General features: G+C 70.1%; 22 protein-coding genes and 1 pseudogene. 8 read left to right on the top strand and 15 right to left on the bottom strand.

Annotated features, from left to right (window positions below; genetic code table 11):
* Positions 1–108: 108 nt before the first annotated feature.
* The 4 genes from ABT130_RS23030 to ABT130_RS23015 all read right to left on the bottom strand — a co-directional run bounded on the left by ABT130_RS23030 (position 109) and on the right by ABT130_RS23015 (position 4,763).
* Entirely contained in the window at positions 109–522 is a 414-nt protein-coding gene (locus tag ABT130_RS23030; protein ID WP_350914935.1) for a sensor histidine kinase, read from the bottom strand.
* A 178-nt stretch (positions 523–700) separates the two neighbouring features.
* Positions 701–2,743 (bottom strand): bifunctional copper resistance protein CopD/cytochrome c oxidase assembly protein, encoded by a 2,043-nt coding sequence (locus ABT130_RS23025; RefSeq protein ID WP_350958268.1) that lies wholly within the window; start codon positions 2,741–2,743, stop codon positions 701–703.
* Entirely contained in the window at positions 2,740–3,387 is a 648-nt protein-coding gene (locus ABT130_RS23020; RefSeq protein ID WP_350958265.1) for a copper resistance CopC family protein, read from the bottom strand. The genes ABT130_RS23025 and ABT130_RS23020 overlap by 4 nt, the downstream gene beginning before the upstream one ends.
* A gap of 83 nt (positions 3,388–3,470) precedes the next feature.
* Positions 3,471–4,763 carry a helix-turn-helix domain-containing protein gene (locus tag ABT130_RS23015; RefSeq protein WP_350914941.1) on the bottom strand — a complete coding sequence of 431 codons (1,293 nt, stop codon included), beginning with the start codon at positions 4,761–4,763 and terminating at the stop codon, positions 3,471–3,473.
* Positions 4,764–6,271: 1,508 nt separating this feature from the next.
* Here ABT130_RS23015 and ABT130_RS23010 point away from each other — a divergent pair.
* From ABT130_RS23010 to ABT130_RS22995, 4 genes are all read left to right on the top strand, one after another.
* Entirely contained in the window at positions 6,272–6,706 is a 435-nt protein-coding gene (locus ABT130_RS23010; RefSeq protein WP_350914943.1) for a helix-turn-helix transcriptional regulator, read from the top strand.
* Between the two features lie 94 nt (positions 6,707–6,800).
* Positions 6,801–9,764 (top strand): AfsR/SARP family transcriptional regulator, encoded by a 2,964-nt coding sequence (locus ABT130_RS23005; protein WP_350958262.1) that lies wholly within the window; start codon positions 6,801–6,803, stop codon positions 9,762–9,764.
* A gap of 129 nt (positions 9,765–9,893) precedes the next feature.
* Positions 9,894–12,125: a xanthine dehydrogenase family protein molybdopterin-binding subunit gene (locus tag ABT130_RS23000; RefSeq protein ID WP_350958258.1), complete on the top strand. Its 2,232-nt coding sequence runs from the start codon at positions 9,894–9,896 to the stop codon at positions 12,123–12,125.
* Between the two features lie 36 nt (positions 12,126–12,161).
* Positions 12,162–13,538 carry an NCS2 family permease gene (locus tag ABT130_RS22995; RefSeq protein WP_350958255.1) on the top strand — a complete coding sequence of 459 codons (1,377 nt, stop codon included), beginning with the start codon at positions 12,162–12,164 and terminating at the stop codon, positions 13,536–13,538.
* Between the two features lie 27 nt (positions 13,539–13,565).
* Here ABT130_RS22995 and ABT130_RS22990 read toward each other — a convergent pair whose 3' ends face one another.
* Positions 13,566–14,654: an excalibur calcium-binding domain-containing protein gene (locus ABT130_RS22990; RefSeq protein WP_350958252.1), complete on the bottom strand. Its 1,089-nt coding sequence runs from the start codon at positions 14,652–14,654 to the stop codon at positions 13,566–13,568.
* 632 nt (positions 14,655–15,286) lie between these two features.
* Here ABT130_RS22990 and ald point away from each other — a divergent pair.
* Positions 15,287–16,405, top strand: coding sequence for an alanine dehydrogenase (gene ald, locus ABT130_RS22985; protein WP_350958249.1), 1,119 nt, complete (start codon positions 15,287–15,289; stop codon positions 16,403–16,405).
* 12 nt (positions 16,406–16,417) lie between these two features.
* On the opposite strand, the gene ABT130_RS22980 is transcribed toward ald, so the two are convergent.
* Complete coding sequence (locus ABT130_RS22980; protein ID WP_350914955.1) at positions 16,418–17,134, bottom strand: thioredoxin-like domain-containing protein; 717 nt, start codon at positions 17,132–17,134, stop codon at positions 16,418–16,420.
* Positions 17,135–17,267: 133 nt separating this feature from the next.
* Between ABT130_RS22980 and ABT130_RS22975 the strand changes: the two genes are divergently transcribed.
* Both ABT130_RS22975 and ABT130_RS22970 read left to right on the top strand, forming a co-directional pair.
* A complete protein-coding gene (locus ABT130_RS22975) occupies positions 17,268–17,906 on the top strand; it encodes a DUF305 domain-containing protein (RefSeq protein ID WP_350914957.1) in 639 nt (212 codons plus the stop codon).
* Between the two features lie 74 nt (positions 17,907–17,980).
* The gene (locus ABT130_RS22970) at positions 17,981–18,280 is read left to right on the top strand and encodes a DUF3467 domain-containing protein (RefSeq protein WP_030921269.1); all 300 of its coding nucleotides are present in this window, start codon (positions 17,981–17,983) and stop codon (positions 18,278–18,280) included.
* A gap of 117 nt (positions 18,281–18,397) precedes the next feature.
* Here the strand turns inward: ABT130_RS22970 and trpS are convergent, their stop codons facing one another.
* The 8 genes and pseudogenes from trpS to ABT130_RS22930 all read right to left on the bottom strand — a co-directional run bounded on the left by trpS (position 18,398) and on the right by ABT130_RS22930 (position 25,331).
* Positions 18,398–19,363 (bottom strand): tryptophan--tRNA ligase, encoded by a 966-nt coding sequence (trpS, locus tag ABT130_RS22965; RefSeq protein ID WP_350958246.1) that lies wholly within the window; start codon positions 19,361–19,363, stop codon positions 18,398–18,400.
* Positions 19,364–19,562: 199 nt separating this feature from the next.
* Positions 19,563–20,624, bottom strand: a complete 1,062-nt coding sequence (locus ABT130_RS22960; protein ID WP_350958273.1) for a threonine aldolase family protein — start codon at positions 20,622–20,624, stop codon at positions 19,563–19,565.
* Between the two features lie 62 nt (positions 20,625–20,686).
* Positions 20,687–21,328, bottom strand: a complete 642-nt coding sequence (locus ABT130_RS22955; RefSeq protein ID WP_350958244.1) for an SDR family NAD(P)-dependent oxidoreductase — start codon at positions 21,326–21,328, stop codon at positions 20,687–20,689.
* Positions 21,325–23,397, bottom strand: a complete 2,073-nt coding sequence (locus ABT130_RS22950; RefSeq protein ID WP_350958241.1) for a DUF6421 family protein — start codon at positions 23,395–23,397, stop codon at positions 21,325–21,327. The genes ABT130_RS22955 and ABT130_RS22950 overlap by 4 nt, the downstream gene beginning before the upstream one ends.
* 144 nt (positions 23,398–23,541) lie before the next feature.
* Positions 23,542–24,468: a hypothetical protein gene (locus ABT130_RS22945; protein WP_350958238.1), complete on the bottom strand. Its 927-nt coding sequence runs from the start codon at positions 24,466–24,468 to the stop codon at positions 23,542–23,544.
* Positions 24,469–24,518: 50 nt separating this feature from the next.
* Positions 24,519–24,704, bottom strand: a complete 186-nt coding sequence (locus ABT130_RS22940) for a hypothetical protein (protein ID WP_350958236.1) — start codon at positions 24,702–24,704, stop codon at positions 24,519–24,521.
* A 135-nt stretch (positions 24,705–24,839) separates the two neighbouring features.
* Positions 24,840–24,980: pseudogene (locus ABT130_RS22935) on the bottom strand (DUF397 domain-containing protein); the annotation flags it as partial.
* Between the two features lie 15 nt (positions 24,981–24,995).
* Positions 24,996–25,331, bottom strand: coding sequence for a hypothetical protein (locus tag ABT130_RS22930; protein ID WP_350958233.1), 336 nt, complete (start codon positions 25,329–25,331; stop codon positions 24,996–24,998).
* Between the two features lie 111 nt (positions 25,332–25,442).
* Here ABT130_RS22930 and ABT130_RS22925 point away from each other — a divergent pair, with 111 nt between their 5' ends.
* Entirely contained in the window at positions 25,443–26,123 is a 681-nt protein-coding gene (locus ABT130_RS22925; RefSeq protein WP_350914972.1) for a hemerythrin domain-containing protein, read from the top strand.
* A 206-nt stretch (positions 26,124–26,329) separates the two neighbouring features.
* Here the strand turns inward: ABT130_RS22925 and ABT130_RS22920 are convergent, their stop codons facing one another.
* Complete coding sequence (locus tag ABT130_RS22920; protein WP_350958230.1) at positions 26,330–26,512, bottom strand: hypothetical protein; 183 nt, start codon at positions 26,510–26,512, stop codon at positions 26,330–26,332.
* Positions 26,513–26,557: the final 45 nt, after the last annotated feature.

Below are 26,557 nucleotides of genomic sequence, written 5' to 3'. Positions count from 1 at the left end.
GGCTCCCTCCTCCGCCTTACGAGACACCACCTGACCGACCCTCGCCACGGCAAGATCCGCGGGACAGACCCTGGCGCTCGCCCGGCGCCGCGCCCGTTTTCGCGCCGGCTAGTCCTGGCGGGGCACCACTCCGGTGACCGTGGTTCCCGCGCCGGGAACACCGTTGACGCTGAGCGTGCCGCCGACCTGGTCGAAGTGGGCGTGCATCGCGGTGATGCCCCGGCCCTCGGCCGGGCCGAAGAAGCCGACGCCGTCGTCACTGACCGTCATGCGCAGGCCACTGGGTCCGAGGGTGACGGCGACGGCCACGACCCGCGCGCCGCTGTGCCGCTCGACGTTGGCGAGCGCCTCCTCGAGCGTGGCCATCACGGCCCTGGTGATCCCGGCCGGAACGTCGCCGGCGGGCAGCGCCCAGATCTCGACGGTGGTCCCGGTGCGCTCGGACCATTCGGTGAGATGCCCCTCAAGGGCCTGGGCCAGGCTACGACTCCGGCCCTCACGTACGCGCAGTTCCTCGGACACTGCTCAACCTTCCTGATGCACGTTGCAGCCACCGGCCCCCCGACCGAATATGTGACTGGGCGTGGCGCGCGATGACGAAGCGCTGCGCCCGCTGCGGTGAGCACGAGCCCCCTGAAACACCAGGCTACCGGGAGGCGTCCGGGAGAGGGCTGGAAGATAGCAGGCCGTGGCCGTCCGGCTATTTCACGCCGTCGCGCTTATTGAGTTTGGCCAGGTATTCATTGTAGGCATCGAGCTGGGCGTCGCCGCTACCGCCGGTCCGAGCCGCGGCGGCGTCGGCCCGGCGGTCGGCCCGGCGGGCTTTGCGGTCGTCGGCGCGCCACCACTGGAAGGCCAGCGCGAGGAGCACGACGAGCGTCGGGATCTCGCCGAACCCCCAGGCGATGGCCCCGCCGGTCTGCTGGTCTTCGACCGCGGAGGCGCCCCACGTCCTGCCCAGCTGGTCGTACCAGTCGGAGGCCAGCACGGTGGTCATGCTCATCAGCGCGATGCCGAAGAAGGCGTGGAACGGCATGGTCACGAACAGCAGGAGGAGCCGGGCCACGTGTGGCAGCTGGTAGGGAGCCGGGTCGATACCGATGATCACCCAGAAGAACAGGGAGCCGCTGATCAGGAAGTGCACGGTCATCACGATGTGACCGAGGTGCTCCTCCATCGCGGCGGCGAACAGCGGCGTGAAGTACAGCGCGTAGGTGGAGACGATGAAGATCGCGGTAGCGATCGCCGGGTGGGTGACGAAGCGGACGAACCTACTGTGCAGGATTGTGGTCAGCCACTCGCGGGGCCCTCGGTCGCCCCTGCGGGCGGCGGGCTTGAGAGCACGCAGGGCCAGGGTGACGGGCGCGCCGAGCACCAGGAAGATCGGCACCATCATCGACAGCGTCATGTGCTCGGCCATGTGCACGCTGAACAGCACCTTGGCGTAGCGGGCGACGCCGCTCTGGGTGGCGACCAGCAGGATCAGCACACCGGTGAACCAGGCGGCCGTACGCCCCTTGGACCAGGAGTCGCCACGCCGGGTGAGCCGTACGACACCGGCGAGGTAGAGGCCGGCCAGCAGCGCGATGACCGTACCGGAGAACAGGTCGAACCACCACAACGAGGCCAGGTTGGCCAGCGAGATCTCCGGCGGCATGGTGTAGCCGAGCACCTCGAAGGCCCTGTCGACGGGCAGCACCGCCGGGGGCGGCGCGGTGCGGGAGAGCGCGACGGCCAGCCCGATGGCCGCGAACATGACGACGATCTCACCGGTGGCGAAGCGGACGAAGGTGCCGGGGCCACCCGCGGCGAGCGACGGCAGGGTCCGCTTGCGGTGCCACCAGCCGACGGCGCCGAGCAGCGCGAACGCGACGGTCTTGGCCAGCAGCAGCAGGCCGTAGGCGGAGGTGAAGAGCTCGGAGACCGAGGTGAGCCTGGCCAGGACGCTGAACAGGCCGGACAGCCCCACTCCGACGAAGCACCACAGCGCCAGGGTCGAGAAGCGGGCGGCGGCGATCTCCAGGTACGGCTGCCGGCGCAGCGCGTGCGCGCAGAGCACCCCGAGGCCGCCCACCCAGAGCGCGAGGACGACGAGGTGGAGCGCGACACCGGTGGTGGCCAGGTCATGGTTGGGCGAGGAGGCGGAGTGGCCGGTCAGCGCGGGCGGGAGCAGGGTGACCAGCGCGAGGATGAGCAGGCCGCCGGCCGCGCCTGCGGTGATCGCCCCTCGGGCGAAGAGCGCGATCGCGACCGAGAAGAGCACGACCAGGGTCAGCGCGATGCCCTGGGAGACCTGGCTGGCGAAGCTGGTGAGCTCGTTGCCGCCGAGCACGTCGGCCACCGGCAGCCCGAGCGCCTCGGAGAGGCTGAACACCATCGTGGCGGCGGCGGCCCCGGCCCAGACGAGGGCGATCCAGGAGGCGGCCTTGACGTAGCCGAGCGCGGGTTTGCCCAGCAGGCCCTTGTCGTTGGGGAGCAGGATCGTGGCGGCCAGGAGTACACCGACGGTGAGCACGCCCGCCGCGTCCATCGCCAGCTTCGCCAGCGGCAGCCCCCAGCGGGTGAAGGCCCCCTGGTCGGGCAGGCCGGGAATGATGCGCGGGGTCGCGGCGCCTCCGGCGATCATGGCGATCACCAGGGCGGCGGCGGCCGCCACCGCGGCCGCCAGGGCGAGCCGCACGGCCCGACTGTTCCCCGCCGTCTCGCTCTGTGCCGTCTGCGCGGCCCGCGCGGGCCCGCTCATGGCCGCTTCTTGTTGCGCATGCTGAGGAACATGCCGATGCCGACTCCGGTCACGCCTCCGACGATGATCCACATCCAGCCGGGCACGCCCTGCGAGGAGCCGGGCTCCTCGGCGCCGACCGCGGCGGCCGGGCTGAGCGCGGCGGACGGCGCGTTCTCGGCCGGGGTCTCCGCGGTGACCGGGCTTTCGGCCGCCACCGGGGACTCGGCGGCGGCGGACGGCGACGCCGATTCCGACGCCGATTCCGACGCCGATTCCGACGCCGATTCCGACGGGGAGGCGGAGCCGAGCAGGGTGAAGGGAATCTCACCCTCAATCGGATGGCCGTCGGAGGAGACGACGCGATAGGCGATGACATAGTCACCCGGAGGGAGATCTTCCTTGACCTTCTGGGTCACCACCGTGCCGTCGACGACGGGTTTGCCGTCCTGGTGGTTCTCGTCCCCGGAACGTACGACGACGTTCGGGAAGCGCACCGAGGCGGTGAACGTCAGCTTCACCTCCTCCAGGCTCTCGACCTTGGCGCCCTTGGCGGGGTCGCTGCTCTTGAGCCGGTCATGGGCGAGGGCCGGCGAGGCGAAGGCCGTGCCGAGCACGAGGGCGACGAGAAGCGCGAGGGCGACCGCGACAGGGGAAGTCTTCATGGCAACCACAAGGCTACCCAGGTGACCGCGCGGTCTCGACCCCCCTGTCCGATCTAGCTTCGGCGCGGGTTCTCTGCCCCGCCCTACAGCCCGACGCCGGCCAGCGCCCGCCGGTAGGCGTCGACGCTCCGGTCCGGCTCGTCGATACGTTCCAGGACCCGGGCCGCGGTCAGCCAGGCATGGGCGGTGAAGCGGGTCTCCGGCGCCTGCTCCAGGCACTCCGTCCCGGCGAGCAGCTCCTGCGAGGCCTGCTCCTGCAGGCCCAGCTCCGCGAGGGTCTCACCGTGCAGCAGGCGGGCCTCCGCCTGCATGACCTTCGGCATGCCGTCGAGCAGATCGCAGACGAAGCGCATCCGCTCCTCGGCCCGTTCGGGCTGGGCGAGCAGCAGCTCCGCCCGGACCAGGTTCATCGCGCAGCGCATCTTGTCTATCGAGCTGGCAGAGCTCTCCGCCAGTTCCTTCTCCACCTTCAACAGCACATCACGCCAGGCCTCGGCCTCCATGGGCCGCACGATCAGCAGTACCTGGGCGTAGTCGCCGCGCAGCCGGGCCAGCCTTCGGGCGTCGCCGTACTCGGACTGGATGGCCAGGGCACGCTCGGCCTGCGTGACCGCCTCGTCGGCGTGGCCGCTCTCGACGGCGACGATCGCGGCGCCCCAGTGCGCCAGGGTGAGCGCCTGCGGGCTGGCGAGGAGCTCGGCGGCGGCGATCATCTCGGCGGAGAAGTGACGTGCCCGGAGCAGGTCACCGCGCTCGATGTAGGCCGCGAGCAGCTGGCCGCCCAACCGCATCAGGCCGTCCGTCCAGGCCGGCCGGACCGCGCCGGTGAGGATCTCCTCGGGGACGTGCACCGCCCGGGCCAGGTCCCCGCTCTCCCGGTAACAACGCGAGAGCGCGACCGCGACCGCGACGTGACGCTCGGGGCTCAGAGTCGCCTCGTCACTCTCGCGCAGCCCGTTGAGCAGGACGATCGCCTGCTCCAGGTCGCCGCAGGCCTCGGTCGAGAGGGCCAGGCCGTACTCGGCGTCCTGCCGCATCTGGGGCAGGCCCGCCAGCCCGCTGTCGGCGAGGAGTTCGGCGTAACGGGTGCGAGCCTCGACGACCTCGCCGTTGTCCATGGCCAGCTGCGCGTAGCTGAGCGCGAGCTCGATCTCCTGCATCTGCTCGGCCGTGACACCATTGATCAGATACGTAAGGGAACAGTCGAGTTTTTCGGCCAGCAGCTCCAGCACCGCGGGGGTCGGAGTACGCTTGCCACTCTCGATGAGAGATACGTAACTGTCCGACAGTTCTGGATGGGCGAGCTGCGCCTGGGAAAAACCACGTTGCCGGCGGACGGTTTTGATGCGCTGCCCCACCAAGTCTTGACCAGTCACGTTACCCCTTGAAAGATATCATTTGAGCAGCAGAACCTACGACAGGAGTCTCCCCGTGCGCCGACGTCTTGCCTTGTCTGCCCTCGCCATGCTATTTACGGCTGCTTTTGCCGTCACTGGCAATGCTACGACCGCGAGTGCTGATTCGTCTGCCCCCCCGAAGGACACCGGTAAGTATTCTTTGCAGACGAGCGCCGCCCAGGCCTACCTGGGCTGGGGCTACCCGGACTGAGCGACGGCTCAGCCCGCCGTGAAGACAGGGAACGGAAAGAACCCCTCCCGCCCTCGTGGAGAGCCTCCCACCGGCGAGCCACTCCACCTGGCGGAACCGGTGCGGCCCGCACCGGTGTGAGCGTGCAGGCCTCCGGCGTGCGCGCGCCATGAGACGGGACCCGCGGGTAGCGGCGGAGCCGGGGTACGGACCCCTTCCGTGGAAGACCATCACCCTTCACGGAGGATCCCGGCCGCAGGCAACACCTACATATAGATCCCATTACATCCGTATAGATTTTATTGCAGGTCACGGCTCGGACCGAGGGGGGCAGCGGCGCCCACCCGCCCCCTCTCATCGGCCATGCCTTTCCGCCCGCCTTTCATCGCCGACCGGCCCGCGGGCCGGTCGGCTCGCGGAATTCGAGCCGCCTCCCCGTGCCGCCGACCGGTCCGCGGGCTTGTCGACTCACGGAACCCATGTCGCCGCCCCCCGTGTCACCGGCCGCGTCTCTCGACACCCCGCTTTTAAACCAGCCATTACTCTAGAAATACATTGAACTAATCCGCTATCAAGTCAATGTCCTAAACCGGTCAGCCGACTTCCCCGATGGCGGAGCGGCCTGTCCACTTCAGGCAGGGAAAAGCACCACCGGATGAAGCCGCGAGCGCGGCCTTCCCGGGGAGAGGTCGCGGGACGGTCCGCCCCCGTGCCCGTCCTCGCCTCGTCCCCCCTCGGATCCCGGCCTCCTGCTCGGCCCCACGCGGCCCGTCCCCGGGCGTCTCTAGATGATCTCTAGGACCACCTGCGACAGTCGGATGGCGGGAATTCCAGAAAGATCCGGCGAGGACCACCGGCCGGGATTCTGTTGCTCCGGGCCTCCGGGCCGAGAATCCCTTTCCTGGCGGCTCTCTCGTCATCGCGGACCGGAACGACAGGACGGAGGGAGATCGATGGACGACTCTCCCTCACGCGCGTACGACGGTGGATCCAGCACACGTGCCACGTGCCTCCCCTTCCGCATCGCGAATCACCTCGGAAATTCATCGGAGTCCGATCCGAGAGCGGCGTCACCTGCCGTGAGGAACACGCGGGTGTTCGGTCAAGCGCAGTTCGCGAGGGGCACATGACCCATTCTTTCCTGACCTCTCCCTCGGCCGGAGGGAGAGACCAGATCCGGTCCGATATCAACACTCTCTGCTCGTCCGCGAGGCGTAGCGTGGCCGTTCTCCTGCCCAATCCCAGAAGCGGCGTCGCGTTTTCCCGCATCTTCAATTCGGCTGTCATTCCACCCGGCGTGCGGACGAGGGTCGTCGTCGGCTCATCGTCCGGAGCGGCCGGTTTCCCCGAGTCGGTGGAGCTGAGGGTCGATCCGCTGATCTCCGAGAGATTCCTGATGATCGACGGCCTCGTCGCCATGACCGGCCACACCTCCCGGATGGCGGTGGTGCGCACCCCCGCACTGGTCACGTTGCTGGGAGAGCTGTTCGAGCGCGTCTGGTCACAGGCCGCACCACGCCGCCGCGAGCGGGAGCCGCTGTCCTCGCTGACGGACCAGGAAAGGACCGTTCTAAGGATGTCCGCGGAGGGCCTGACGGACGAGGTGATCGCCCGCCATCTCGGCCTGACCTCCCGCACCGTACGCCGCCACATGGCCACCGCGATGGAGCGGGTCGGAGCGCAGAGCAGATTCCAGGCGGGAGTCCGTATCGCCAAGGCGGGGATCGTCTAAGGCGATCAGCGGGGGACTCCGCGCCGCGAACTTGTCAGATAAGGTCGTTCTCCTCGACTTCGCTGTGTCATGCCCAACCGCGTGTGGAGGCCTGGTGGACGAAACGGAAGCCATTACCACCACCGGCGCCGCGGAGGGACTCGGCGTCGACGTTCTGGGACCGGTGACCGGCCGGAGAGGTTCACTCGAGCTCGACCTGGGAGAGCCCAGGCAGCAGGCCGTCCTCTGCATCCTGGCGATCAACGCGGGACAGCCGGTCACCAGGGACCGGCTGATCGACGGAGTATGGGGAGAGAGGCCGCCGAAGACGGCGGAACAGAGCGTCTACACGTACGTGTCCAGGCTGAGACGGGCACTGGACCCGGACCGGGATCCGCAGAGACCTTCGAGGCCGCTGGTCTCCGTCCCCGGCGGATACTCGCTGCGGCTCGCGCCGGAGCAGGTGGACGCCCTGGTCTTCGAGCGCTGCCTTGACCTGGCCAGGAGGTCGCACGCGAAGGACTCGTACGAGACCGCCCTGCACTCCCTGAACAGGGCCTCGGAACTGTGGCGGGGCACGTGCCTGGGTGGGATTCCCGGTCCGTTCGCCGAGTTCGAGCGGCACAGGTTGAACGAGCTACGCCTGACCTCGCTGGAGCTGCACGCGGACCTGCTGCTCCTGCTCCGGCGCCCCCAGGAGGCCGCGGCCCGGCTGGCCCCCCTGATCCGCGAGCACCCGCTGCGCGAAAGGCTCCGCGAGCTGCACATGGTCGCGCTTTACCGCTGCGGCCGGCAGGTGGAGGCGCTGAAGGTCTATCAGGAGATCCGGCACCTGCTGGCCGAGGAGTTCGGCATCCAGCCGCACGAGAGTCTCCGCAGGTGCCATGAGCTGATCTTACGCGCCGACCCCCTGCTCGATCTGCCCTCGGCGACGCTCCCCACGCTCCCGGAGCGGGTTCCCCCGCTCCGGGAGCCCTCGCATTCGCGGCACCGCGCCGCCGCCCGGGGAAAGGTGGCTCACCAGTTGCCGCGCGACCCCACCGACTTCGTCGGGCGCGCGGAGGAGCTCGTGCGGCTGAGAACGCTGCTCTCTCCCTGGGACGGCCGCCCGCCCCGGCACGTCGTCGCGATCACCGGGGCACCCGGATCCGGCAAGTCGACCCTGGCGCTCCGGGCCGCGCACCTGGTCCGCGACCGTTTCCCCGACGGGCAGCTGTACGTGAACCTGCGCGGGGCGACGCCGGGCATGAGGCGGCTGGAACCGATCGAGGTGATCAGCAGGTTCCTGCGCGATCTTGGCGTGCCCCAGCGTGACATTCCCGCCGACCTCGATGAGGCCGCCGCCCTGTGGCGCGGCGAACTCGACGGCCGCGAGACCCTCGTCGTGCTGGACGACGCCGCCGATGAGGCCCAGATCCGCCCGCTGCTGTCGGTGCCGATGGGCAACACGATCCTGACGACCAGCCGGGAGAGCTTCACCCTGCTCGACGACTGTGCCCGTATACCGATCTCCAGGATGCGGCGCGCCGAGTCCTCCACGATGCTCGCCAGACTGATCGGGAAGGAGCGGGTCGCCGAGGACGTTCAGGCGACGGCGCGCCTGATCGACCTCTGCGGAGGCCTGCCACTGGCCGTCGGCATCGCGGGAGCCCGGCTGGCGAACCGGCCGCGCTGGGGCGTTGTCGATCTGGTGAGCCGGCTGGAGGACGAGCGGGGGCGGCTGCGGGAGCTGGCGGCGGGCGATCTCGCGGTCCGATCCAGCCTCGCGGTCAGTCACGACATGCTCGCCGGCAGCGACCATCGCCTTGACCGGACGGCCGCCCGCGCGCTGCGCGCGCTCGGCGTGCTGCAGACGGCCGACGTGACGGCACCTGTCGTCGGCGCCCTGCTGGATGTCCCCGCGGACACCGCGGAGCGCGCGATGGAACGGCTGGTCGACGCGCACCTGCTGGAGGAGGACGAGCCCGGAAGGTACCGGCCGCACGACCTGATCCGGCTGTTCGCCGGCGAGCAGGTGGCACGCGAGGAGACGGAGACGGATCGCGACGCCATGCTGGACCGGGCGCTGAGCTTCTATGTCGGGACCACCCGGCTGGCCGTGCAGCTGGCCCGCTACCCTCGCGCGGAGTCGGCGGACGTCGATCTCGGCGCCGATCCTCTCCCGCTCGGCTCGTACCAGGAGGCCCACGAGTGGCTGAACCGGGAACAGGCCAATCTCCTGTCCGCCGCCTTCCAGGCGATGTCCGCTCCCCGGGAGCGGACCTCGCGTCTCGGCGTCGCCCTGGTCTTCGCGCTCTTCTGGCACCTCCACCACGCCGGCCTTCCCGCTCGTCTCCTCACCATCAGCCGGCGGACCCTCGCGGCCGGGCAGCGGCTGGAGGATCGCCGGCTTGAGGCGGGGGCGCACAGCCTCGTGGGCCTCGCACTGAACATGGTCGGCCGTCTCGAAGAGGCCCTGCGCCACTTCCGGCAGCACCTGATCCTGTGCCGTCGGCTCTCCGAGCGACATGGTGAGCAGAAGGCGCTGGGCAACCTCGCCATGAACTACCTCGCACTCGGCTGCTACGAGAAGTGCATCGACTGCGCCGAGAAGCAGCGGGAGGTCGCGGACGCGATCGGGTACAGGTCGGGCGAGCACTACGCGCTCACCATGATCGGTTCGGGGTACCACGGCCTGCGCCGGTTCGAGCAGGCACTGGCCATGCTGGACGAGGCCCTGTTCAAGTGCCGCAGGGACGGCAACCTGTATCAGGAGACGGCCGTGCACGAGAGGCTCGGCGGCGTTCACCTCGACCTGGGGGACGCCGCGGCGGCCAGGGCCTCCTTCGAGGCCGGCCTCGACTGCGCGCGCGCCGCGCAGGTGGTCGTCGCCGAACCGTACCTGCTGCTCGGCCTGGCCCGCTCCCTGCGGCTCCTCGGCGAGGTGGAGCAGGCCGTGACCTACCTGGGCCGTTCCGTCGCGTCCGCCAGGGCGACGGGGAACGACGAGGTGGAGAAGGAGGCGTCGGCGGAGCGGGCGGCCATCGGGGCCACCCGCGAGAAACCGTCCACCGCCCCGGGCCGGATGATGGCTCTCTAAGGGCCGCGAGCCCAACGGGCCGATCACGCGCACCCGGCCGGGCGCAACGTAAGAGTCGCTAACGACCGCCTCCCGCGTTCCCCCGGGTCTGCCATGTCCGGCCCCGTGCCCGGCTGATGTACTACCAGAGTGAGCGGCATCAAAACGCGGCAGAGCCTGGGCATCGGCGAGAGTGTCCTGCGTCCCGACGGGACGCTGAAGGTCACGGGCGAGTTCGCCTACTCCTCCGACCTGTATCTGGCGGACATGATCTGGGGGGTCACCCTGCGCAGCCCGCACCCGTCGGCGTGGATCCGCTCGATCGACGTCGGCCCCGCGCTGGCCATGCCCGGCGTCTACGCGGTGCTCACCCACGAGGACGTGCCCGGCGAGAGGTTCTACGGGCTGGACCACCGGGACCAGCCGGTGCTCGCCATCGACCAGGTCCGCTACCAGGGTGAGCCGGTCGCGCTGATCGCCGCCGACCACCCCGAGCGCGCCAGGAGGGCGGCCGAGGCCGTCATCGTGGAGTACGAGGTCCGCGAGGCCGTCACCGACCCGCGCCGGGCCGCCTTCGACACCTCCTGTCCCGCGGTCCACGAGCGCGGCAACGTGCTGCGCCACCAGCCGATCCGGGTCGGCTCCACGTTCGAGGCCCCGGTGGTGGTCACCGGCGAGTACGAGGTCGGCATGCAGGACCAGGCCTTCCTCGGCCCGGAGTCCGGGCTGGCCGTACCCGCCGAGGACGGCGGGGTGGACCTGTACGTCGCCACGCAGTGGCTGCACGCCGACCGGGGCCAGATCGCGCCGTGCCTGGGACTGCCCGAGGAGAAGGTGCGGCTCTCGCTGGCCGGGGTGGGCGGCGCGTTCGGCGCCCGTGAGGATCTGTCCATGCAGGTCCACGCGTGCATGCTGGCCCTGCGCACGGGCCGCCCCGTGAAGATCGTCTACAACCGCGAGGAGTCCTTCTACGGCCACGTCCACCGGCACCCGGCCCGGATGCGCTACGAGCACGGCGCCACCCGCGAGGGCAGGCTGCTGTACGTCAGGGCGGAGATCCTGCTGGACGGCGGCGCCTACTGCTCCACCTCCCCGGCCGTGGTCGGCAACGCGGCCTCGCTGGGGGTCGGCCCCTACGAGGTGGACAACGTGTGGATCGACGCCTACGGCGTCTACACCAACAACCCGCCCTGCGGGGCGATGCGCGGTTTCGGCGCGGTGCAGGCCTGCTACGCCTACGAGTCGCAGATGGACAGGCTGGCCGAGGCGTGCGGGATCTCCCCCGTCGAGGTCAGAATCCGCAACGCGGTCTCCCAGGGGTCGAGGCTGGCCACCGGGCAGGTGATCGACTCGCCCGCGCCGCTGGCCGAGATGCTCGCGGAACTCGCCGCGATGCCGCTGCCCACCGCCCCCACCCCCTCGGACGACGCGGGCGGGACGGACCTGCTGAACATGCCGGGCGGCATCTCACAGACCACCCACGGCGAGGGCGTGCGGCGCGGGGTCGGCTACGGCGTGGGCATCAAGAACATCTGCTTCTCCGAGGGCTTCGACGACCACTCGACCGCCCGGGTGCGGGTGGAGCTGATCGGCGGGGAGCCGCACGTCCTGGTGCACACGGCGGCGGCCGAGGTGGGACAGGGTCTGCTGATGGTCCAGGAGCAGATCGCCAGGACCGAGCTGGGGATCGACACGGTGACGGTCGCGCGGGCGGACACCTCCGTCGGGTCGGCCGGGTCCTCGTCGGCGTCCCGCCAGTCCTACGTCACCGGCGGCGCGGTCAGGGCGGCCTGCCAGGCCGTGCGGGAGCGGCTGGACAAGCTGCGGGCCGACGGATCGTCGCTGGTGCAGGCTCTGGAACTGGCCGGGGCCGTGGAGGAGACCAGGGAGTACCGGCACCGGCCCACCTTCCCGCTGGACCCCCTCACCGGGCAGGGCGACTCCCACACCCAGCTCGCGCTGTGCGTGCACCGCGCGGTCGTGGACGTGGACGTGGAGCTCGGCCTGGTCAAGGTGGTGGAGCTGGCCGCGGTCCAGGACGTGGGCCGGATCATGAACCCGCTCGCGCTGGAGGGCCAGATCCACGGCGGTTCGGCCCAGGGGCTGGGGTTGGCGCTCATGGAGGAGATCCAGGTCCAGGACGGGGTGGTGCGAAACCCCTCGTTCACCGACTACCTGATCCCCACCATCCTCGACATGCCGCCGATGCGGGTGTCGATCCTGGAGAACCCGGACCCGCACGCCCCCTACGGCCTGCGCGGCGCGGGCGAGCCGCCCACCCTCTCGTCCACCCCCGCGGTGGCCGCCGCCGTACGGGCCGCGACCGGCCTGCCGCTGCCCCGGGTGCCCATTCGCCCCCATGACATCGCCTTGAACGGGTAGGAACCGCCCATCCCCTCCACGTCCGGAGGGGAGACCATGGATCGCTTCTTCGAGCTTTCGGCCAGGGGGACGACGGTCGGCCGCGAGCTCCGGGGCGGGATAACCACCTTCATGGCGATGGCGTACATCATCCTGCTGAACCCGATCATCCTGAGCGGGGCGACGGACGTCACGGGGGCCAGGCTGTCGACCCAGCAGCTGACCACGTCGACGATCCTCGCGGCGGCGGTGAGCACGCTGCTCATGGGAGTGATCGGCAACGCACCGCTCGGGGTCGCGACCGGGCTCGGGCTGAACGCGGTGGTCGCCTACCAGGCCGCGCCGCACATGACGTGGGCTCAGGCGATGGGGCTGGTCGTGCTGCAGGGGCTGGTGATCGTGCTGCTGGCCGTGTCCGGGCTGCGGCAGCTCATCATGAACTCCATCCCGCTGGCGCTGAAACACGCGATCAGCGTGGGTATCGGCATGTTCATCGCGCTGATCGGTCTGGTGGACGCGGGTTTCGTCGGCAGGGGTACGGGGTCGCCGGTCCAGCTCGGCACCACCGGGCGCCTGACGGGCTGGCCGGTGGCGCTGTTCTGCCTGGGGCTGCTGGTGATGATCGCCCTTTTCGTGCGCAAGACCCGGGGCGCCATCCTGATCGGCATCGTGATCACCGCCGTGCTCGCCGTCGTGGTCGACACGTTCACCACGGTCCCGCCGGAGCTCTGGGGTGTGGTGATCCCCCGGATGCCGGAAGCGGTGGTCGGGGCGCCCGACTTCGGGCTGGTCGGCCAGGTGGACCTGTTCGGCGGATTCGCCCGCGCCGGTGCGCTGACCGCCACCATCGTGCTGTTCACGCTCGTACTGTCGGGGTTCTTCGACGCGATGGGCACCATCATCGGGGTGAGCGACGAGGCGGGCCTGGTGGACGAGCAGGGCCGGGTGCCCCGGCTGGGAGCGATCCTCACCGTGGACGGCGTGTCCGCGGCGATCGGGGGGCTCGCGAGTTCCTCGGCGAACACGGTGTTCGTGGAGTCGGCGGCCGGGGTCGGTGAGGGGGCCAGGACCGGCCTGGCGTCCGTCGTCACCGGTGCCCTGTTCTCGCTGACCCTGCTCTTCACCCCGGTCGCCACCGTCGTCCCCGCCGCCGCGGCGGCGCCCGCGCTGGTCCTGGTGGGCGCGCTGATGATGACCCAGATCAGGAAGGTGCCCTGGGAGGACCTGGGCATCGCGATCCCGGCGTTCCTGACGATCGTGCTGATGCCGTTCACCTACAGCATCACCAACGGGGTGGGCGCGGGCGTGATCTCCTACACCGTCATCCAGGCGGCCCTCGGCCGGGCCCGGAGGATCCCGTGGCTGCTCTGGGCGGTCAGCCTGATCTTCGCGATCTACTTCGGCGTCGACGGCATCGGAACGCTGTTCTTCTGAGCCGGCCCGGATCGCACGGGGCCGCTCTCAGGACCTGTCGTTCAGCTCGCAGGCGATCCCGTTCTTGTTCCCGTCGATGTACCAGTCGTACTCCTTGTGAATCCCCTTGTGATACGGGCCGTAGCCGTTGTCGTTCGCCTCCTTGCAGGTGCGGTATTTGGGGTCGAGGTCTCCGTCGCCCGACGTGGCCGGAGCGGTGTTCCGGGTGACGGGGTTGGTGGCGGCAGCGTCCGTTCCCGGCGGGGTCGTCGCGGCCGGGTCCGTCCCTGGCGGATTGGTCGCGGCCGGGTCCGTCCCCGCCGGGTTGGTCGTGTCCGGGACGCCGTTGTTCGACGGGCTCACCGGCTGGTTGGGCTGCGGGTCCGTGGCCGGATCGGCCGGCGGGGTGAAGACCGACGTGTCGTCCGGCCGGGGGTCGGCGGTCGCCCCCGTGCCGCTGCCGCTTGAGCCAAGCAGCCGGACGACCATCGCGTCCGCCTGCTCCTTGGTGAAGGAGCCGGCGATGCTCAGGCTGTCGGCGGTGATCGCCTGGGCGACCCGGGGGGCCGCCACCACCTTCTCCCCCACGACGATCGCGATCTGCTGCCTGACCGGGTCGTCCTCCTTGACCACCTCCTCGGTCAGGTCGGTGATCTGCTCGCGGAAGGTGGGCGCGAACGCGATCCTGACCGAGTAGGTGCCGTTCTTCTCCTTGATCGCCTCGATCTTCCGCACGGCGTTCACGGTGACCCCGGCGGCGACCGAGTAGCAGTTCTGCCCGAGGTCGTCGGGGTAGGTCTCCGGAAGCGTGCAGGCTCCGGCCTTCGCCTCGGTCACCGGGGCGAAGTGGATGGGAACCGCCAGCCGGCTGGGCGGCTTGGCGCCGAGCGGCATGTCGGGGTTGCGGGTCATGAGCACCGCGATGGTGCCGAGCACGCCAGTGATCAGCACGACGACGACCAGGGTGGTCAACAGGATCGCGGTCGTGATCCGGCTCGCCCTGGGCATCCCCGGCGCCCCGTTCGGCGGACCTCCGGCCTGCCTGCCACCGGCCTCCGGACCGCCCACTCCAGGACCGCCCGCTCCGGGGCCACCCAGCCCCTGACCACCCGGCCCCGGCACACCCTGACCTGGCACGCCCTGACCTGGGCCATCCGGTCCGCGGTCGCCGAAACCCGGGCCGGCGAACCTCGGGTCACCGGGGTCCGAACCACCGGGACCCGGACCTTCGGAGCCGGGATCGCCGGGCCTCGGACCAGCGGGGCCGGAACCACCGGAATCAGGACCGCCGGGCCCCGGTTCGCCGGGGGGCTCAGCGCCCGGTTCCCAGGGGCCACGGGCGTGGCGTCCGGTTGGGGCACCGGGACGCTCGGGCGGCGTGAAGGCATCACGGCGCTCGGGCGGGGTGAAAGCGTCACGGCGCTCCGGCGGCGTGAAGGCGTCGTAGGAGGATGAGGGTCCCCATGACGCGCCGGCGGGCTCGTCAGACCCTGCTGGAGGTCCCTGCGGTACGGGCGGCCCACCCTGCCCCGCGTGCATCCCCATCGTCATATCCCCGTATTCCTCGCATCTGTTCGCGGCGAGCCTATCGATCAGCGCGGGAAGCCGGTAACCCCGCAAGTCAGGATGGACGCCGACAGGCCGGGCGTCGACGAACCGCTGACGGTACGCCACCGGCGCCGCCCCTTTCCTGTCACCTTGCGCGTGATTACTCACTTTCGGGGAACGCAACGTGAAGAAAGAGGACACGTGCCCACCCTGGAGGAGCCGTGAAGGTCTCTGTTCCCAGCGAAGTCAAGAATCGCGAGTACCGTGTGGCCCTGACTCCCGCCGGAGCCCATGAGCTCATCCGGCACGGCCACGAGGTCCTCGTCGAGAAGGACGCCGGGGTGGGGTCCGCCATTCCCGACGCCGACTTCCGACGCGTGGGCGCGACCATCCTGGACTCCGCGGACGACGTGTGGGCCGAGGGCGACCTGGTCCTGAAGGTCAAGGAGCCCGTCGCCGAGGAGTACCACCGGATGCGCAAGGGTCAGGTGCTCTTCACCTACCTGCACCTGGCCGCGTCGCCGGCCTGCACCCGGGCCATGCTCGAATCGGGGATCACCGGCATCGCCTACGAGACGGTGCAGAACGCGGACGGCTCGCTGCCCCTGCTGGCCCCCATGTCGGAGGTGGCCGGACGGCTCGCCCCGCAGGTGGGCGCCTATCACCTGATGCGCCAGGGCGGCGGGCGAGGCGTGCTGATGGGTGGGGTGTCCGGCGTGCACGCGGCCAGCGTGGTCGTGATCGGTGCCGGGGTCTCCGGTATGAACGCCGCGGTGATCGCGCTGGGCATGCAGGCGGAGGTGCTGCTGCTGGACCGTGACATCGACAGGCTCCGCCAGGCGGACATGATCTACAGGGGCCACTGCAGGACCGTCGCCTCCACCGCCTACGAGATCGAACGGGCGGTGCTGGACGCGGACCTGGTCATCGGCGCGGTGCTGGTCGCCGGCGCGAGAACCCCCAAGCTGGTCGACAACGACCTGGTCTCGCGGATGAGGCCCGGTTCGGTCCTGGTGGACATCTCCATCGACCAGGGCGGCTGCTTCGAGGACTCACGGCCCACCACCCACGACGATCCGACGTACCGGGTGCACGACTCGGTGTTCTACTGCGTGGCCAACATGCCGGGCGCGGTCCCGCACACCTCGACGTACGCCCTGACCAACGTGACGGTCCCCTACGCCCTCGCGATCGCCGACCTGGGCTGGCGGGAGGCCCTGCTGGGCGACCCCGCGCTGGCACGGGGCCTGAACACGCACGAGGGGCACCTGACCAACCGGCCCGTGGCCGAGGCTCACGGGCTGGAGGCGGTGCCCCTGGAGTGGGCGTTGCGGGCCTAGATCAGGACCTGGTCAGGGCGCCGGGGTGGCGCTGGGAACCGGGGCGTCGGTGGCCGGAGCGTCGCTGGCCGGAGCGCTCTGGCTGGGATCCGTGGACGGCGCGCTCGCCGGGATGGGCGCCTCGGCGGTGGTGCTGCCCACGCCGCCACTGCAGGCGGCACCGAGTTCGGGGGTGTCCGGGCCGTTCTTGTACTTGGTGATGAACTTGGGCAGCCGCGGGTCATCCGCGCTGTCCAGCTTGAGCTGCTTGTTCCAGGAGCTGGCCACGACCTTGGCGGGCAGCCCCGGGTACGGGCTCAGCAGCATGTAGTCCTTGGACGCCAGCTCCTTCAGCGTGTCCAGCTCGGCCTTGGGCAGGTCGGGCCGGTAGGTGATCCACACGGCGCCGTGCTCAATGGAGTGGACGGCGTTCTCGTTGTTGATCGGCTGGTCGTAGATACCGCAGTTCTGCCAGGCCGGGTTGTGCTCACCGCCGAGCGGAGGGCTCTCCTTGTACGTCACCTTGGTCTGGGTGTGCTGGCTGCCGACGTACTTCGCGCTGATGACGTTGTCCAGCGAGGTCGCGGCCCGCTCGTTGACCATGTAGAAGGCGACGAGCCCGACGAGCAGAACGACGACGAGGCCTCCGGCCCCCCACATCAGGAAGGCCGTTCTGCGCTCCTTGCGCTGCTGCTCCGCACGCATCCGGGCAAGGTGCTCTCGCCTCGCCTGCGCCTTTTCCTTGGTCATCAACCCTCCAGCCAGCAAACAACTCCGGTCACCCTATGCCCTACCGGCGTATGTGGAGAATAAAGGGCTCATAACACGTGATACAGCGATGATTCGCGGCAGTGGGTACGCTGGGCAGGCAATGGAAACTCCGGTGAAAAACAGTGCAAAGTCCAGGCGCGGCGTCCTGCTCGGCGGCCTGCTCGGTGTCCTGGCCGTGGCGGTCACGCTGCTGTTCGTCATAGGCAGGACGGCATCCCCGACCGACGCCTCGGCAGAGGCGGGATTCGCCCGCGACATGGCCGTCCACCATGCCCAGGCCGTCGAGATGTCCTTCATCGCCAGAGACGGGAGCGAGGACGAGGCGCTCCGGCGGCTGGCCTACGACATCATCGTCACCCAGACGGCCCAGCGCGGCATCTTCACGGGCTGGCTGCAGCAGTGGGGGTTGAACCAGTCGACGGAGCGACCGGTCATGGCGTGGATGGCCGGTCACGGCGGCCACTCTGTAACGCCGGGCGCCTCCGCCGCGATGCCCGGTATGGCCACCGACGACGAGCTCAAAAAGCTCCGTGAGGCCACAGGCAAGGACCAGGAGATCCTCTTCCTGCAGCTCATGATCCGCCATCACGAGGGCGGCGTGCAGATGGGCCGGGGGCTGCTGAAACTGTCCGACCGCGACGAGGTGGCCACCATGGCGCAGCACATCGTCGACGGCCAGACAGGCGAGATCGAGTTGATGACCGACATGTTGCGGCAGCGCGGCGCCCAGCGGCTGCCTTCCATCCTTTAATAGCGTCGGCGCGTCCCTGTGTGGCCGGTCTCCGGCCAGGGCAGCATGGAGTCAACCTGGCCGGAGGAAAGAGAATGGTGAACGACGAGCCGGAGAACCGCCTGGAGGTGAGCATCTCCGCCGAGGTAGAAATGGGGCAGTACGCCAATTTCGCCTCCGTGTGGCACACCCAGGATGGGTTCGTCCTGGACTTCGCGGTGATCACCAGGCCACCCCAACTGGCCAACGACCCCTCCTCGGGGCATCACTTCGTGAGCGTGCCGACCCGGATCGTCAGCCGGATCCGCATCCCCCCGAGCCAGGTCTTCGAGCTGATGAAGGCCCTCGAACAGCAGCTGACCGCGTACGAGCACGAGACGGGCCAGAAGAACTGAGCCCGGCCCGCCGGGGTGGCGGATCCGGTCCACCGCGCCCCGTGCCCGGGGAGTCCCACCCGCCGGGACCCGGGACGCGGCCGAACCCGGCGGGCGAGACCCGGCTTCAGGCCGCCTTCATGGCAGGCCGATGGCCTGCCGGGCCGCGGCCAGCAGGCCGGCGGTGCGCCGGGTGGCCAGCGCCGCCCCGCCCGACAGGAGCCGCGACAGCTCGGCCTGGTCCGCCGAAAGCTCGGTGTAGCGCTCCTGGACGGGCCGCAGCCTCTCCACCACCGCCTCGGCCACATCCCGCTTGAGCGCGCCGTACGACCCGTACGACAACGACTCGATCGGCCGGTCCGAGCAGGCGGCGAGCAGGGCGAGCAGGTTGGAGATGCCGGGCTTGCCCACCGGATCGTGGCGGACCTCGGTGCCGGAGTCGGTCACCGCCCGCATGACCTTGCGCCGGATGTCGTCGGGCTGGTCGAGCAGATAGACGGTTCCCGCGGCCGAGCCATCCGACTTGCCCATTTTCGAGGTGGGATCGCTCAGGTCCATGACCCTGGCGGCGACCCGCGGCTGCACCGCCTCGGGCACCGTGAAGACCTCGCCGTACAGGCGGTTGAACCGCAGGGCCAGGTCCCTGGTCAGCTCCACGTGCTGGCGCTGGTCCTCTCCCACGGGCACGACGTCCACCCGGTGCAGCAGGATGTCGGCGGCCATCAGCGCGGGGTAGGTGAGCAGCGAGAGCCGGACCTCCTCCTGCCCGGCCGACTTCTCCCTGAACTGGATCATCCGCCGCATCTCGCCGAAGTGGGCGGTGCTCTCCAGCAGGTAGGCCAGTTCGGTGTGCGCGGGCACCTGGGACTGGATGTAGACGAGAGAGCGGTCAAGGCCACAGGCGAGCAGCAGGGTCGCCGCCTCGCGGGTGCGGGCGCGGAGCTGCTCCGGGTCGTGCTTGATCGTCAGAGCGTGCAGGTCCGCGACGGCGTAGACGCAGTCGGCCTCGTCCTGGAGCCGTACCGCGGGCATGATCGCGCCAAGCAGGTTGCCCAGCGTGAGGTGGCCGGTCGGTTTGAAAGCGGTGAAGACGCGCTTTGTCATGGTCACTCCTCGTGGAAGGGGGACCGTCGCGCACCGGCCGTACGGGAAAACAAGAACGACCGCCGGTGAACGGCGGCCGTTTCTGTGCGCAGTCGGGACTGGCTAGCGGATCCGCCTCTCAGCGGCCCGCCACAGACCCAGACTGTGCTTGCTCATACCCGCGAGTATAAGCGCTCCCCTTACTCCTTGCCCATCATGATCAGGCGGTGCCCATCTCCTGCGCCACCGCGGCGGCGAACGCGTCCACGTCGGCCTCGGTGGTGTCGAACGCGGTCATCCAGCGGACCTCGCCGGTGGCCTCGTTCCAGGTGTAGAACCGGAACCGCTTCTGCAGACGCTCGGTCACGTCCCTGGGCAGGATCGCGAAGACCGCGTTGGCCTGCACCGGACGCGGGATCTCCACGCCGGGCACCTCCCGCACCGCCTCGGCGAGCCGACGGGCCATGGCGTTGGCGTTGCGGGCGTTGCGCAGCCACAGATCGCCCGCGAGCAGCGCCTCGAACTGCACCGAGACGAACCGCATCTTGGAGGTGAGCTGCATGGCGCTCTTGCGCAGGTAGCGCAGGCCGCGGACGGCGTCGGGGTTGAGCACCACGACCGCCTCGCCGAACATCAGGCCGGCCTTGGTACCGCCGAAGGAGAGCACGTCCACGCCCGCGTCGGTGGTGAACGCGCGCAGCGGCACGTCCAGCGCGGCGGCGGCGTTGGTGGCGCGGGCGCCGTCGAGGTGGACGACCATGCCGAGATCATGGGCGTGGTCGCAGATCGCCCTGATCTCCTCCGGCGTGTAGAGCGTGCCCAGCTCGGTGGTCTGCGTGATCGACACGACCCTGGGCTGGGCCCGGTGCTCGTCGCCGAAGCCCCACGCCTGCCTGTCGATCAGCTCGGGCGTGAGCTTGCCGTCGGGGGTGGCGACCGGCAGCAGCTTGAGCCCCGCCGACCGCTCGGGGGCGCCGCCCTCGTCGGTGTGGATGTGCGCCGACTCCGCGCAGACCACCGCCTCCCAGTGGGCGGTCATCGAGCGGAGCGCGACCACGTTGGCACCGGTGCCGTTGAACATCGGCCAGGCCTCGGCCGCGGGGCCGAAGTGCCTCTTGAAGATCTCCTGCAGCGCCTCGGTGTAGACGTCGTCGCCGTACGCGGTCTGGTGTCCCCCGTTGGCGAGCACGATCGCCTGGAGGATCTCCGGGTGTACCCCGGCGTAGTTGTCGCTGGCGAAGCCCTTCACCAGCGGGTCATGCCTGCGGATGGCGTCCGTCACGTGCTGTTTCCCCTTGCTCGGCGCCTGGGCGCCGTCGTACTTCTTCGTGGCCGCCGTACGGGTCACCCCTCGGTGAGGTCGATCCGGGTGCCGTTGGCGTCGGTCTCCCAGAGCCTGTCGATCGCCTCGGCGAGGTCGTCGACGTCCGTGAAGCCGGGGAACCTCCGCTCCGGGGCGGCCGCGCGCATGCCGTCGTGCACGAGCGCCTTGACCACCAGGATGTTCGCGGTGGAGGCGGTGTCCTTCAGCGCGTCGGCGAAGGCCAGGGTCCACGCCTCGGCGGCGGCCTTGGCCGTGCCGTACACCGCGTCGCCCTGCCTCGGGTGCTCGGCCGTCTTGGCCGAGACGATGGCGAACCGGCCGCGCTCGCCGGCCTTGAGCAGCGGTTCGAAGGCCAGCGTGACGTGCTGCAGGGTGCGGATCAGCAGGTCGTGCAGGAGCGCCCAGTCATCCAGCGACGTCTCGGCGAAGGTCTTGGACCCGCGCCAGCCGCCGACCAGGTGCACGATCCCGTCCAGGTGGCCGTGCTCGGCCGCCACATCCCGCGCGAGACCCCGCACCGCGTCAAAATCGAGCAGGTCGACCGCCAGGGTTCCGTCGGCACCGCTCCTGTCGACGCCGATCACCGTGTGCCCCTGGCCGGTGAACCTGCGGACGACGGCCTGACCGGCGGGACCGGCCGCGCCGGTGACAAGGATGATCATGCTCGGATGCCCTTCGTGGAGTCGATGACATCGGTGAGCTTACGACGCAGGGCCTCGTAGAACATGCTCAGCGGGAACTCGTCGGGCAACACCGCGTCGACCACGGCCTTGGGGAACCCCTCAACGGGGAGGGCCTCCACCCCCCGGGCCCAGACCGAGGCGGGGTGCGGCTCGACGTAGGTGGCGACCAGCTGGTGGGCGGCCAGCCAGTGGGCCAGCTTGGAGCGGTCGATGCCGTCCCGGTAGAGCTTCTCGACCTCGCCCCGCAGGTCGGCCACGCCCCCGGCGAGCCGGTCCCAGTCGACGCTCAGCCGGTTGTCGGTCCACCTGACGATGTCGTTGCGGTGCAGGTACGCGAAGAGCAGCTGCCCGCCCAGGCCGTCGTAGTTGCGGACGCGGTCACCGGTGATCGGGAAGCGGAACAGCCGGTCGAAGAGCACCGCGAGCTGGACGTAGCGGGCGTGCGGCACACCCTCCTTCTCCAGCTTCACCGCCTCGCCGAACGCGGTCAGGTCGCAGCGGAGCTCCTCCAGGGAGTACAGCCAGTACGGCATCCGCTGCTTGATCATGAACGGGTCGAACGGCAGGTCGCCGTGGCTGTGCGTGCGGTCGTGGATCAGGTCCCAGAGCACGAAGGTGTCCTGGGCCAGCTCCTGCGAGGCGATCAGCCTGGCCGCGTCCGGCGGCAGCGCCAGCTTGAGCGTGTCCGCCGCCGCCCCGCTCACCGCGCGGAACCTGGCGGCCTCGCGGTCGGCGAAGATGCCGCCCCAGGTGAAGCGGGCCGGGGTCTGGCGGACCGCGACGGTCTCGGGGAAGAGCACCGCGGAGTTGGTGTCGTAGCCGGAGGTGAAGTCCTCGAAGGCGATCGGCACGAACATCGGGTTGTCGTAGCGGGTCCGCTCCAGCTCGGCCAGCCACTCCGGCCAGATCGTCCGGATCCACACGGCCTCGATGTGCCGGGAGGTGGTGCCGTTCTGGGTGTACATCGGGAAGAGCACGAGGTGCTCCAGGCCGTCCACCCGCTGGGTGTCGGGGTGGAAGGCGTCGAGCGAGTCGAGGAAGTCGGGCACGCCCAGGCCCTGGTCCGCCCACTTGCGCAGGTCGGCGACCACGGCGGCCAGGTAGCCGGCGTCGTGCGGGAAGCGCGGCGCGAGCCGCTCGACGCACTCGACGATCTCGGCGACCAGTTCGACGGCCCTGGCGCGGTCCCCTTCGACCGAGCCGTCCTTGGCCTGCATCGGCCGCAGCTTCTCGATCGCCCGCTTCAGGTCCTCGAAGGCGGCGCGGGCCTCGGACCGCCTGGCCTCGACCGGGGCGGGGACGCGGGCGACCCAGGTGACGAGGTTGCCCCAGAGCGCGGCGTGGTCGTGGTCGCCGATCGAGTCGTCGCCGAACAGGTCGGAGTCGGCGACGACCACCACGCGGCCCTCGCCGTGCCGTACGGCCACCGCCAGCGGGCGGCCCGCGGGGGTCGCGGTGGGCGAGGTCTCGAACAGCACCGCTGCGTCCTCGGGTGCGGTGAGCACCCCGGCCCGGTAGAAGCAGGCGCTCCGCACTCCGGCCAGCAGGTCCTGGCCCGCGACGTCGATCTTTCGCGGGGCACCCATGACCCAGGCGGCCACGCCGTTGTGGGCGCTCTGCGGATCGTGGACGAGGGTGTGCTCGACCCCGACGCCGAAGCGCGCGAGCAGCTCGGTGAGGTTGCTGCCGTACTTCTCCTGCTCGTACTCGGCCAGCACGACCAGCCCGCCGCCGCCCGCGACGTACTCCTCGATCGCGTCCAGCTCCTCGACGGGCAGGACGGGGCTGCCCAGCCCGGTGGTCCGCTCCCAGCGCCCGTCGGCAGGGTGCGCGATCACCAGCACGTCCCGCGCGCTCAGCAGGGCCGGGGTGAGCGGCCCCTCGGTGTGCGCGTCCACGGTGTGCCCCAGCCGGCGCAGCAGCTGCGCGGCGCGCGCGTAGCTGCTGTCGTCGGGATGGCCGGGATTCATCGTCTCGGCCACGTCCCGCCGGATGGTCCACGACTCGCTGTGAGCCTCATCGAACAGTACCCGCGGCAGAGCTGTCACGATAAATCCTCCTTCAACCAAGAGCTAGCAACGGAAAATATACACAATCCATCCCATTTTTGACACATCTCTTACGCAGAGGGCTTTCTGGAAGATCGGCGCCTCGCGGGGCGGGCAGAACCGGCGTCCCGGCGCGGGGCGGGGTCAGGTCGGTGCCACCGCCCATCGCGGTGGGGTGCGCGCGGGCCGGTAGTCCTCGTCAAGGCGGACCTCACGGCCGTGGCTGACCGTCCAGCACTCCAACTCGTGCAGCCAGAGCCTGTGCAGGTGCGCGCGGGCCACCACCTCCTCCGTGAACACGTACGCGACTCCGGCGATCGGCGGGTCACCGGAGTCTTCGAGTACGGCCAGGCGGGCGTCGCGCATCTCGGCGTCGTGCACGGCGCGGCCGTGCACGACGATCCGCAGGGTCCGCGTGTCGGCGTCGTACAGGCCGCGCAACCCGCTCCGGCGTTTCGGCCACGGGTGGTCCCGCGCTCCGCCGGGCAGGGGCGATACGTAGCCGACCCCCGCCGTGAGGAGTTCGTGTCCCGGCCAGGCCTGCCGCCGCGCGGTCTCGGAGTCGGCGGCCAGATCGTGGAACTGCACCAGCGTGATGTCCCCACGGGTGAGGAGCCGCCACGGGCCGTGCTCCAGCCACCGCCGCGACAGCAGGCGGTCGTGGCCCGCTCCCCTGAACGCGCACGCCCACCCGTGGCTGTAGTGGAGATCGGCGAAGCCCCCGTTGCCGGTCCAGTGATGGACGCCTCCGGTGGAGGCGACGGCGAAGGGCAGGTCCTCCAGAACCTCCAGCAGCGACTCGGCGGTCCAGTCGCCGTCGCGGCCCGCCTTCACGATGGCGTTACCGATGTTGAACGCGAAGGGCTCCCCGGCACCGTTCCACCCGACGGCGCTCTCCGCCCCTTTCTCCTGGCGGGCGGCGAAGCGCTCCAACCAGTCCGCACCGGGCACCTCGTCCGCGAAGTCCACGGAGAACTTCGCGTCGGGCGGCCAACCCGGCCCGAACACGCCCACGACGGCCCGTGCCAACGCGGACAGGTCCGGCCCGTCGAGCCCCAGCAACAACCTCATGTCCACGCGTCCCACTCCCGCAAGGCTCGATCACTCTTACGGGGCGGACGCTAGGAATCCGCCCTTGCGAGCCACTGGGAGCCGGGTTGGGGCCGGCGATCGCCGTGATCAGTGCCGTGGCGGGCGAGGTGCGGCAGGCGATCCAGGGGCAGCGTCACCTCCAGCCCGAGGCTCGGCGACTGGACACAGGTGGGGTCGGGACAGGTGACCCCGGCGTCGATTTTGTCGATGGTCACGGTCTTGCAGCGGATCAGCGTTCGTGGCGACTCGCGTGAAGATCCGTACTCCGCACAGGCCCTGGTAGAGACACGTGACAGCCAGGCCCCCGCAGCTGGATGCGAGGGCCTGGCGTGCTGCGGATCGTTGTAAAACTAGACGGTGTCGTCGGTGCGGACCCAGCGGGTGAACGCCGCCCACTCGGCCGGGGTGAACACCAACGCCGGACCCGACCGGTCCTTACTGTCACGGACACCGACCCGGCCACCGGACAGCTTCGCGACCGCCACGCACTCGCCGCCGTTGTCACCCTAGAACGGCGACTTCACCCACGTGGCCTCACTCAGTTCCTGACCCACCGGTCCCTCATCTCTGCGATCAGTACACCTAGACGGAACATTCGTCATCGAGGTACCAGCCGTACGGGCTCGGAGCCGCCCCCGCCACCACGCGCGGACCGCGCCGCCTTCGTGCCCGATCCCGGTGACGAAGCAGCTCGTCCACAACAGGGTGGCCGGATCGACCGTGGAGATCGCCGCGATGTCGTACCCGATGACCCGGCGCAACAGCCGGTCGAGTTCCGTGCGCACCTCGGTGAAGTCACCACCCCGCACCGCGATCCGGCGCAGCCCTTCGCGCAGGTCCATGTTCAAAGGATCGCCCGTACGTGGCCCCCTCACCACCCCCATGTTCATGGGATACCGCTCCCCGGCGGCCCCTTACTAGCTTTTTCAGCATTCGACCTGAAGGAGCCGAACATGGAACGGGACGACCTGTTCACCCACATTCACAAGGCACTGCGCCGGGGCCTGTTCGAGGTCACGATGCTGGCGGGCGCCACCGACTGGGCCGATGACGACGACATCGAACAGTTGGCGGCGCGCTGGCAGCCCCTGCTGGCGCTGCTGCGTTCGCACACCGAACACGAGGACCGGCACATCCTGCGCGTCCTGGACCCGTACGAGCACCAGACCACCGACGCGATCGCCGAGCAGCACACGGACCTGGAGGAGCTGGAGCAGCACCTGGCCGAGAGCTTCGACGCGCTCGTCGTCAAGCCCGATCCGGTGGCCGGCCTCGCCTTCTACCGCGACCTGGCCAGATTCACCGCGGCCTACCTCCCGCACCTGCACGAGGAGGAGACCGTGGTGATGCCACGCATCTGGGCCCGCTGCACCGACGAGGAGATCGCGGCGGCACGGGCGGCGTTCATGGCCGAGACGACGCCGGAGATCCAGACGATCAGCCTGGAACTGATGTTGCCGTCCCTCGACCGACCGACCCGAACCGGGCTCGTCCGGCGGATGGCCGCCACGGCTCCGCCGGAGGTGGTGAAGGGCGTGCTCGCGATCGGCGACCGCGTGCTCGGCGCCGCCGACTCGGCCGCACTCCACGCCCTCGTCTCCACGGCCCCGGCGAGCGGTGATCTCCATGCGTGACCGCTTATTCCGAGGAACGGAGCACTAATACGGCAGCCGCCGCCCGCCCGGTGTCCGCAGGTCGAGTTCGATCCTGGCAGGGGGCCTTCTGGGCTTGGAGACAAGGATCCGTCTCGTCACGTGAACTCCTTTTCCGACGATCGGTACAGTTCGGGCTGCCGGTTTCCGCGGGGGAGGAAGATGGTCGTCTCATCGCGGATGGCCGGTCAAGAGGCCTGACGCGCCGGGTAGGCGGGCAACGAGCAGTTCGGCGGTGTCGCTCTCCCGTCGTATCCCCAGTCGGTGAGCTGGGTACGGACCAGATGCCGCGCCAGGGGCGTGGAGGAGACATCGGGCGACAGCGTCCACGAGACCCGCCGGATGCGCGCCGCGCGAACGGCTCGGACCACGGGCCCGCCGAGTCCGTGAAGAAGCCGCCATAGCCGGCGCCATCC

It is taken from the genome of Streptosporangium sp. NPDC001681 (genome assembly GCF_040298085.1).
Classification (GTDB): domain Bacteria; phylum Actinomycetota; class Actinomycetes; order Streptosporangiales; family Streptosporangiaceae; genus Streptosporangium.
The sequence above is the reverse complement of the archived record's forward strand: the minus strand, read 5'-3'. Positions and strand labels throughout refer to the sequence as shown.